The sequence below is a fragment of the Escherichia sp. MR genome, from assembly GCF_005280595.1.
Classification (GTDB): domain Bacteria; phylum Pseudomonadota; class Gammaproteobacteria; order Enterobacterales; family Enterobacteriaceae; genus Escherichia; species Escherichia ruysiae.
Genome location: NZ_SZVK01000091.1, coordinates 1 through 7,522, shown reverse-complemented (window position 1 = coordinate 7,522; position 7,522 = coordinate 1). Strand labels below are relative to the sequence as shown.

Below are 7,522 nucleotides of genomic sequence, written 5' to 3'. Positions count from 1 at the left end.
TGATAGAAACAGAAGCCACTGGAGCACCTCAAAAACACCATCATACACTAAATCAGTAAGTTGGCAGCATCACCCACCAGCCATTGGTAATGGGCGTCGATAGCCTTATTGAGATTTAACAAGATGGCATCGATTTCCGTTGTCTTCTTGATCATTGCCACTCCTTTTTCACAGTTCCTTGTGCGCGCTATTCTACCGAGAGAAAAGAAAAATTACGTCAATATTTTAATAGAAATCCTAATCTGAGACGACGTTAAAGATAACATTGTGATTTAAAACAAAATAAGCAGATAAAAAAGTGTTTAATTCTGTAAATTATCCCTTCCTTGCACCATAAAACAGAGGCAAATAACATAAACAGTAAAGCCTGATGCCCCTATTGATTGGGCCATCAGACGCATTTATTTTTGTGACTATTTCTGCAGATGTGTGACCCGAACGACGGCTGGAGTGCTTTTCTTATCCAGACTCCCGCTAATGTTGATCATCTGGTCAGGCTGAACTTGTCGTCCATCAAAGACGGCAGCAGGAATAACAACATTAATCTCACCGCTCTTATCACGAAAAACGTAACGGTCTTCACCCTTGTGGGAAATCAAATTACCACGTAATGAAACTGAGGCACCATCATGCATAGTTTTCGCAAAATCAACGGTCATTTTTTTTGCATCATCAGTTCCGCGATAGCCGTCTTCTATTGCATATGGCGGTGGTGGCGCAGCATCCTGTTTTAAACCTCCCTGATCATCTGCCAACGCATAAGGCATGACAAGAAAACCTGCTAATACAATGGCCTGAAATTTCATACTAACTCCTTAATTGCGTTTGGTTTGACTTATTAAGTCTGGTTGCTATTTTTATAATTGACAAATAAGAATCGTACTGATTGTTATAAAACAATTAAAATCAGTCAGCTAGCAACAAAATTTGCTGCAAATTTAACTCAAAAAAGACAATAAAAAGATTAATGAAAGCTGTGTTTAAGTCTTAAATGTATTTCCAGAATAATCGGATTTATAAATCTGATTTTTATTATAGTGAAAGAACATACCAAAAAGGCAAATCACCTTTGCAGCTAATAACGTGGACAAACAACGATGAACATTAATAGCAATAAAATTGTACAACTTGCAGATAGCGATACTATTGAAAACCTGACATCCGCGTTGAGCCAAAGACTTATCGCTGATCAATTACGCTTAACTACCGCCGAATCATGCACTGGCGGTAAGTTGGCTTGCGCGCTGTGTGCTGCTGAAGACACACCAAAGTTTTACGGCGCAGGCTTTGTCACTTTTACCGATCAAGCCAAAATGAAAATCCTTGGCGTCAGTCAGCAATCTCTTGAGAAATATACGGCGGTGAGCGAGAAGATAGCGGCAGAAATGGCAACTGGCGCCAAAGAGCGCGCAGATGTCGATATTAGTATTGCCATTACCGGCTACGGTGGGCCTGAAGGTGGTCAGGATGGTACGCCCGCAGGCACAGTCTGGTTCGCATGGAATATAAAAGGAAATACGCATACTGCGGTTATGCATTTTGATGGTGATTGCGAAACAGTATTAGCATTGGCGGTTCGATTTGCACTGGCGCAGCTTTTGAAATTACTGGAGTGACTTTCTGGCCTGGCCTTACGCCAGACCAGCTATATTTACAGAAAATTAGACGTTCAGTCCGCGATGTTGCAACATCGGCGCAATCTGTGGTGCCTTACCGCGCCATTGACGATACAAACGTTCTAAATCTTCGCTGTTGCCTCTGGAAAGAATCGCCTCGCGAAAACGTTGCCCATTCTCACGCGTTAAGCCACCCTGCTCGACAAACCATTGATAACCGTCGTCTGCCAGCATTTGCGTCCACAAATAGGCGTAATATCCCGCCGCATATCCGCCACCAAAAATGTGGGCAAAATAACTGCTGCGATAACGTGGCGGTATGGCGGGAAGATCCATATTTTCCGCCACCAGCGCCCGCAGTTCGAAATCATTCACATCCTGCATCGCTTCATGCTCTTGCAGACAGTGCCAGCGCATATCAAGAAGTGCGGCGCTAAGCAGTTCGCTCATCTCATAACCTTTATTGAACAGGCTGGCATTACGCATTTTTTGTTGTAACTCTTCCGGCATTGCTTTCCCGCTCTGATAATGCCGGGCGTAGCGCGCGAATACCTGCGGATGCATTGCCCAATGCTCGTTGATTTGCGAAGGAAATTCGACAAAATCGCGTGGTGTATTGGTGCCAGAAAGCGTGGCATAACGCTGGCAGGCAAACAAACCGTGCAACGTATGCCCAAACTCATGGAATAATGTAATAACATCGTCCCACAGCAACAATGCAGGTTCGTCTGTCGCCGGTTTCTGATAATTACAAACGTTATAGATTACCGGGCGTGTTTCATTAAGCGTAGATTGTTCTACAAAATTCCCCATCCATGCGCCGCCGCTTTTTGAGTCACGGGCGAAGAAATCACCGTAAAATAACGCCAGCCCCACGCCATTATGATCAAAAATTTCCCATACGCGGACATCAGGATGGTAAATAGGAATATCAAAACGTTCGACAAACTTAATACCGAAGAGCTGATTCGCAGTCCAGAATACACCTTCATTCAACACTGTGTTTAATTCGAAATAAGGTTTGAGCTGCGCTTCATCAAGACAGAATTTCTCCCGCCGCACCTGTTCAGCATAAAATGCCCAGTCCCACGGCTGGGCACTGAACTCACCCTGCTGATTATCGATAACCGCCTGTATAGACGCTAATTCATCGCTCGCACGTTGACGCGCCGCCGGAACAATTTCCCGCATAAAATTGAGTGCTGCTTCTGGTGTTTTTGCCATCTGATCGGCAATTTTCCACGCGGCATAATGAGGGAAGCCAAGTAATTTGGCCTGTTGGGCGCGGATCTCCACCAGCCGTTGAATGATGGAACGAGTATCATTGCCATCGTTTTTTTCCGCGCGTGTCCACCCCGCAGTGAACAGTTTTTCACGTGTAGAGCGATCGCGTAGCTCCGCAAGCGCCGGTTGTTGCGTGGTATTCAGCAATGGGATGAGCCATTTGTTTTCCAGACCTTTCTCGCGAGCCGCCTCTGCCGCCAGCGCAATTTCTTGCTCACTCATGCCTGCCAGTTGCGAAACATCGTCAACCACCATCCCTCCGGATTTGTTCGCGGCTAATAACCGCTGGTTAAACTGACTGGTCAGGGTAGCGGCTTCTGTGTTCAGCACTTTTAATTTTTCTTTATCGGCATCTTCAAGTTTGGCACCGGCAAGAACAAAACGCTGATGAATAACTTCAACCAAACGAACAGATTCACTATCAAGGCCCAGCGTTTCACGCCGCTGCCAGACAGCATCTACCCGCGCGAATAATTCGCCATTCAGGTAGATATCATTAGCCAGTTCCGCCAGTTCCGCCGAGAACTGTTCATCGAGACGCTGTAATTCATCATTAGTATGCGCCGAGGTCATGGCAAAGAAGACGCTGGTAACGCGAGTGAGTAACTCCCCGCTCTTTTCGAGAGCCAGAATAGTGTTAGTAAAATCGGGCGTCTGCGGGTTTAAAGCTATCGCCTCTATCTCAATCCGCTTTTGCCGCATCCCCTCATCGAATGCCGGGCGATAGTGTTGATTTTCAATCTGATCAAAATGAGGAGCCATATACGGCAGAGTGCTCTGCGTAAGGAAAGGATTCGTCGTTGACATTTTCTACTCCTGAAAACGAGGTGTTCCATAGCGTAGGCTTACTGATAACGGAGTGCAATCTTGCAAACCAGTATTACCCGCTCTTAAGCATCACGTGCTATGTTATTGACACACAAAATCGTTGAGGAACAGTGAGATGATCGTTTTAGTAACTGGAGCAACGGCAGGTTTTGGTGAATGCATTACACGTCGTTTTATTCAACAAGGGCATAAAGTTATCGCCACTGGCCGTCGCCAGGAACGGTTGCAGGAGTTAAAAGACGAACTGGGAGATAATTTGTATATCGCCCAACTGGACGTTCGCAACCGCGCCGCCATTGAAGAGATGCTGACTTCGCTTCCTGCCGAGTGGCGTAATATCGATATTCTGGTAAACAATGCTGGACTGGCGCTGGGTATGGAACCTGCACATAAAGCCAGCGTTGAAGACTGGGAAACTATGATTGATACCAACAACAAAGGCCTGGTGTATATGACCCGCGCTGTCCTGCCTGGCATGGTCGAGCGTAATCATGGTCATATTATTAACATTGGCTCAACGGCGGGTAGCTGGCCGTATGCTGGTGGTAACGTTTATGGCGCGACAAAAGCGTTTGTTCGTCAGTTCAGCCTGAATCTGCGCACTGACTTGCATGGTACGGCAGTACGTGTCACCGACATCGAACCGGGGCTGGTGGGTGGCACCGAGTTTTCCAATGTTCGCTTTAAAGGTGACGACGATAAAGCGGAAAAAACCTATCAAAACACCGTTGCGCTGACGCCAGAAGATGTCAGCGAAGCAGTCTGGTGGGTTGCTACACTCCCTGCTCACGTCAACATCAACACACTGGAAATGATGCCGGTTACCCAAAGCTATGCCGGACTGAATGTCCATCGCCATTAATTTTTATACCCGGCTTAACCGCCGGGTTATTGCTTGTCACAAAAAAGTGGTAGACTCACTGAGTTAACCCACTCACAAGCAAGAACGAATGACCGTCGAAACGCAACTTAATCCCACACAACCTGTCAATCAGCAGATTTATCGTATTCTTCGCCGCGACATTGTCCATTGTCTAATTCCACCGGGCACACCGTTGTCGGAAAAAGAAGTTTCTGTTCGTTTCAATGTGTCACGCCAGCCGGTTCGTGAAGCCTTCATAAAACTGGCAGAAAACGGCCTGATTCAAATTCGCCCGCAGCGTGGCAGCTACGTCAATAAAATTTCCATGACTCAGGTACGCAACGGTAGTTTTATTCGTCAGGCTATTGAGTGTGCCGTCGCCCGCCGGGCGGCGAGCATGATTACCGATAGCCAGTGCTATCAGCTTGAGCAAAATCTCCACCAACAACGTATTGCCATTGAACGCAAACAACTGGATGATTTTTTTGAGCTGGATGATAACTTCCATCAAATTCTGACGCAGATTGCCGACTGTCAGCTTGCGTGGGACACCATTGAAAACCTGAAAGCAACTGTTGACCGCGTGCGCTATATGAGCTTTGACCACGTATCGCCACCTGATATGTTGTTACGTCAACATATGGATATTTTTACTGCTCTACAAAAACATGATGGTGATGCGGTAGAAAAAGCAATGACTCTGCATTTGCAGGAAATAAGTGAATCCGTGCAGCTGATCCGCCAGGAAAATAGCGACTGGTTTAGCGAAGAGTAATTCATTTCCTCTCATCCCATCCGGGGTGAGAGCCCATCCCTTTCTTCTGGTTCATGCAAGCATCAAAAAAGATGTGAACTTGATCATAAACAAAAAAATATTCACTCGACAGGAGTATTTATATTGCGCCCGTTACGTGGGCTTCGACTGTAAATCAGAAAGGAGAAAACACCTATGACGACCTACGATCGTAACCGTAACGCAATCACCACTGGCAGCCGTGTTATGGTTAGCGGCACCGGTCACACTGGCAAGATCCTGTCGATTGACACTGAAGGTCTGACCGCAGAGCAAATCCGTCGCGGTAAAACCGTGGTTGTTGAAGGTTGTGATGAAAAACTCGCGCCTCTGGACCTGATTCGTCTCGGCATGAACTAAGCGTGTGAATGCCGCCGATGGCGGCATTGCTGTTTTTACCTCTCGATATATTTCGCCACGGTCGCTTTCGCGCCATGCGCTAATAGAGACAAGTACGCTTCCGTCACCTTTGCAACAAACAAGTTATTGTTCGGCAAATTATCACCAAATATCGCCTTAATCGCCATCAACGACTGCACACGCGTTTTCCCTTCGGCACTACTTTGCACAGCCTTTTGAATGACCGCTAGTAACGGATCGCTAATCTCAATCTGATTTCCCTGTTCATCAACACCACCAACATAACGCATCCAACCAGCGACGCCCAGCGCCAACAGATCGAACGCGCTGTCATGCGCCAGATGCCAGCGAATTGAATCCAACATCCGCTGTGGCAGTTTCTGACTACCGTCCATTGCAATCTGCCAGGTTCGGTGGCGTAAAGCCGGGTTGCTGTAGCGTTCAATCAATCGATCGGCATAATTTTGCAAATCTACACCCTGTACTTTCAGCGTGGGCGCCTGTTCCTGCAACATCAAGGCATGTGCTGCATGACGATAATTTTCATCTTCCATACAGTCGTTAATGTGCTGATATCCCGCCAGATAGCCCAGATAAGCCAGGAAGGAGTGGCTGCCGTTGAGCATACGCAGTTTCATCTCTTCATAAGGCAGCACATCGCTGACCAGTTCAGCGCCTGCTTTTTCCCATTCCGGGCGTCCGGCAACAAAATTATCTTCAATTACCCACTGACGGAACGGCTCACACGCCACGCCTGCCGGATCGCGCACGTTGGTAAGTTGTTCGATTTTATCCAGCGTTTCCGCCGTCACTGCGGGTACAATGCGATCCACCATTGTCGATGGGAAAGTCACGTTTTCCTCTATCCATTGCGCCAGTTTTACATCCACTGCTCTGGCGTATGAAGTGACAACGTCACGCATAACGTGACCGTTTTCTGGCATGTTGTCGCATGACATAACGGTAAACGCGGGAAATCCTGCGGCTTTACGGCGAGCCAGCGCCTCGACAATCACGCCTGTTGCTGTTTTCGGCTGGTGGGGATTTTGCAAGTCGGCAGCTACCATCGGGTGCTCCATCATTAACTGTCCGGTCGCCGGAGAGTGGAAATACCCTTTTTCGGTGATTGTCAGAGAGACAATTGCGATTTGCGGTTCACACATCGCGGCCAGCACGGCTTCTAAGCCATCAATTTGTACGTGCAGCGCCTTTTTCACGACGCCAACTACGCGAGCGGTCCACGCATCAGCCGACATTTCCGCAACGGTATAGAGATTATCTTGCTGTTTAAGATCGACGATTTGCTGTTCGCCGCCAATCAGATTCACTTCATAGTAGCCCCAATCGCTGTGATGCTGGGCAGCCAGGATATCGGCATACACGCCCTGATGCGCGCGATGAAATGCGCCAAACCCTAAATGAACAATTTTTGGCGTCAGGTTATTACGATCATAAACAGGGAGTGTCGCTTTTGCGGATAACAAATTATTTCCCATGACGTTTCCTTTAATTTAAATATGGCAAGCTGAATGGTTTGTTATATGAATAAAAATCCCTCCTCACTAAGAGAAGGGATTCTGGATTTACAGACTTGTTGAAGGTTGCGCAGCTCTTACAACGCGCGGTTGATCTTGTGCAGCATCTTCCAGCGCACTCAAATCGCGGTCTTTAACTTCTGGCATTTTCAGCGCGGAAATTAAGCCGATGACGGAATAAGCCATAATCGGTAATGACTCTAACTTATTGATAGTGTTTTATGTTCAGATAATGCCCGATGAC

At 47.2% G+C, this 7,522-nt stretch carries 7 protein-coding genes and 2 pseudogenes; 4 read left to right on the top strand and 5 right to left on the bottom strand.

Annotated features, from left to right (window positions below; all coding sequences use genetic code 11):
* Positions 1–74: 74 nt before the first annotated feature.
* Both FC814_RS23350 and ydeI read right to left on the bottom strand, forming a co-directional pair.
* Positions 75–155: pseudogene (locus FC814_RS23350) on the bottom strand (hypothetical protein); the annotation flags it as partial.
* Positions 156–413: 258 nt separating this feature from the next.
* Positions 414–806 carry a YdeI family stress tolerance OB fold protein gene (gene ydeI, locus FC814_RS21715; RefSeq protein ID WP_000671721.1) on the bottom strand — a complete coding sequence of 131 codons (393 nt, stop codon included), beginning with the start codon at positions 804–806 and terminating at the stop codon, positions 414–416.
* Between the two features lie 291 nt (positions 807–1,097).
* On the opposite strand from ydeI, the gene FC814_RS21710 reads away from it, so the two are divergent.
* Positions 1,098–1,616, top strand: coding sequence for a 2-oxo-tetronate isomerase (locus FC814_RS21710; protein WP_001024824.1), 519 nt, complete (start codon positions 1,098–1,100; stop codon positions 1,614–1,616).
* A 45-nt stretch (positions 1,617–1,661) separates the two neighbouring features.
* Here the strand turns inward: FC814_RS21710 and dcp are convergent, their stop codons facing one another.
* Positions 1,662–3,707: a peptidyl-dipeptidase Dcp gene (gene dcp / locus FC814_RS21705; protein ID WP_137326453.1), complete on the bottom strand. Its 2,046-nt coding sequence runs from the start codon at positions 3,705–3,707 to the stop codon at positions 1,662–1,664.
* Between the two features lie 136 nt (positions 3,708–3,843).
* Between dcp and ydfG the strand changes: the two genes are divergently transcribed.
* The 3 genes from ydfG to ydfZ all read left to right on the top strand — a co-directional run bounded on the left by ydfG (position 3,844) and on the right by ydfZ (position 5,743).
* A complete protein-coding gene (gene ydfG / locus FC814_RS21700) occupies positions 3,844–4,590 on the top strand; it encodes a bifunctional NADP-dependent 3-hydroxy acid dehydrogenase/3-hydroxypropionate dehydrogenase YdfG (protein ID WP_010346482.1) in 747 nt (248 codons plus the stop codon).
* An 88-nt stretch (positions 4,591–4,678) separates the two neighbouring features.
* Positions 4,679–5,365 (top strand): DNA-binding transcriptional regulator rspR, encoded by a 687-nt coding sequence (gene rspR / locus FC814_RS21695; RefSeq protein WP_000215570.1) that lies wholly within the window; start codon positions 4,679–4,681, stop codon positions 5,363–5,365.
* 174 nt (positions 5,366–5,539) lie between these two features.
* Entirely contained in the window at positions 5,540–5,743 is a 204-nt protein-coding gene (gene ydfZ / locus FC814_RS21690) for a putative selenium delivery protein YdfZ (protein ID WP_000214710.1), read from the top strand.
* Positions 5,744–5,778: 35 nt separating this feature from the next.
* Here the strand turns inward: ydfZ and FC814_RS21685 are convergent, their stop codons facing one another.
* On the bottom strand, positions 5,779–7,239 hold the full coding sequence (locus FC814_RS21685; protein ID WP_085460710.1) for a mannitol dehydrogenase family protein: 1,461 nt from the start codon (positions 7,237–7,239) through the stop codon (positions 5,779–5,781).
* Positions 7,240–7,326: 87 nt separating this feature from the next.
* Positions 7,327–7,476 (bottom strand): annotated as a pseudogene (locus tag FC814_RS21680) (MFS transporter); the annotation flags it as partial.
* Positions 7,477–7,522: the final 46 nt, after the last annotated feature.

Excerpts from the sequence above, each read along its gene's own strand:
- FC814_RS21685 (WP_085460710.1), bottom strand. The coding sequence starts at position 7,239 with ATGGGAAATAATTTGTTATCCGCAAAAGCGACACTCCCTGTTTATGAT.
- dcp (WP_137326453.1), bottom strand. The coding sequence starts at position 3,707 with ATGTCAACGACGAATCCTTTCCTTACGCAGAGCACTCTGCCGTATATG.
- ydeI (WP_000671721.1), bottom strand. The coding sequence starts at position 806 with ATGAAATTTCAGGCCATTGTATTAGCAGGTTTTCTTGTCATGCCTTAT.
- ydfZ (WP_000214710.1), top strand. The coding sequence starts at position 5,540 with ATGACGACCTACGATCGTAACCGTAACGCAATCACCACTGGCAGCCGT.
- FC814_RS21710 (WP_001024824.1), top strand. The coding sequence starts at position 1,098 with ATGAACATTAATAGCAATAAAATTGTACAACTTGCAGATAGCGATACT.
- rspR (WP_000215570.1), top strand. The coding sequence starts at position 4,679 with ATGACCGTCGAAACGCAACTTAATCCCACACAACCTGTCAATCAGCAG.
- ydfG (WP_010346482.1), top strand. The coding sequence starts at position 3,844 with ATGATCGTTTTAGTAACTGGAGCAACGGCAGGTTTTGGTGAATGCATT.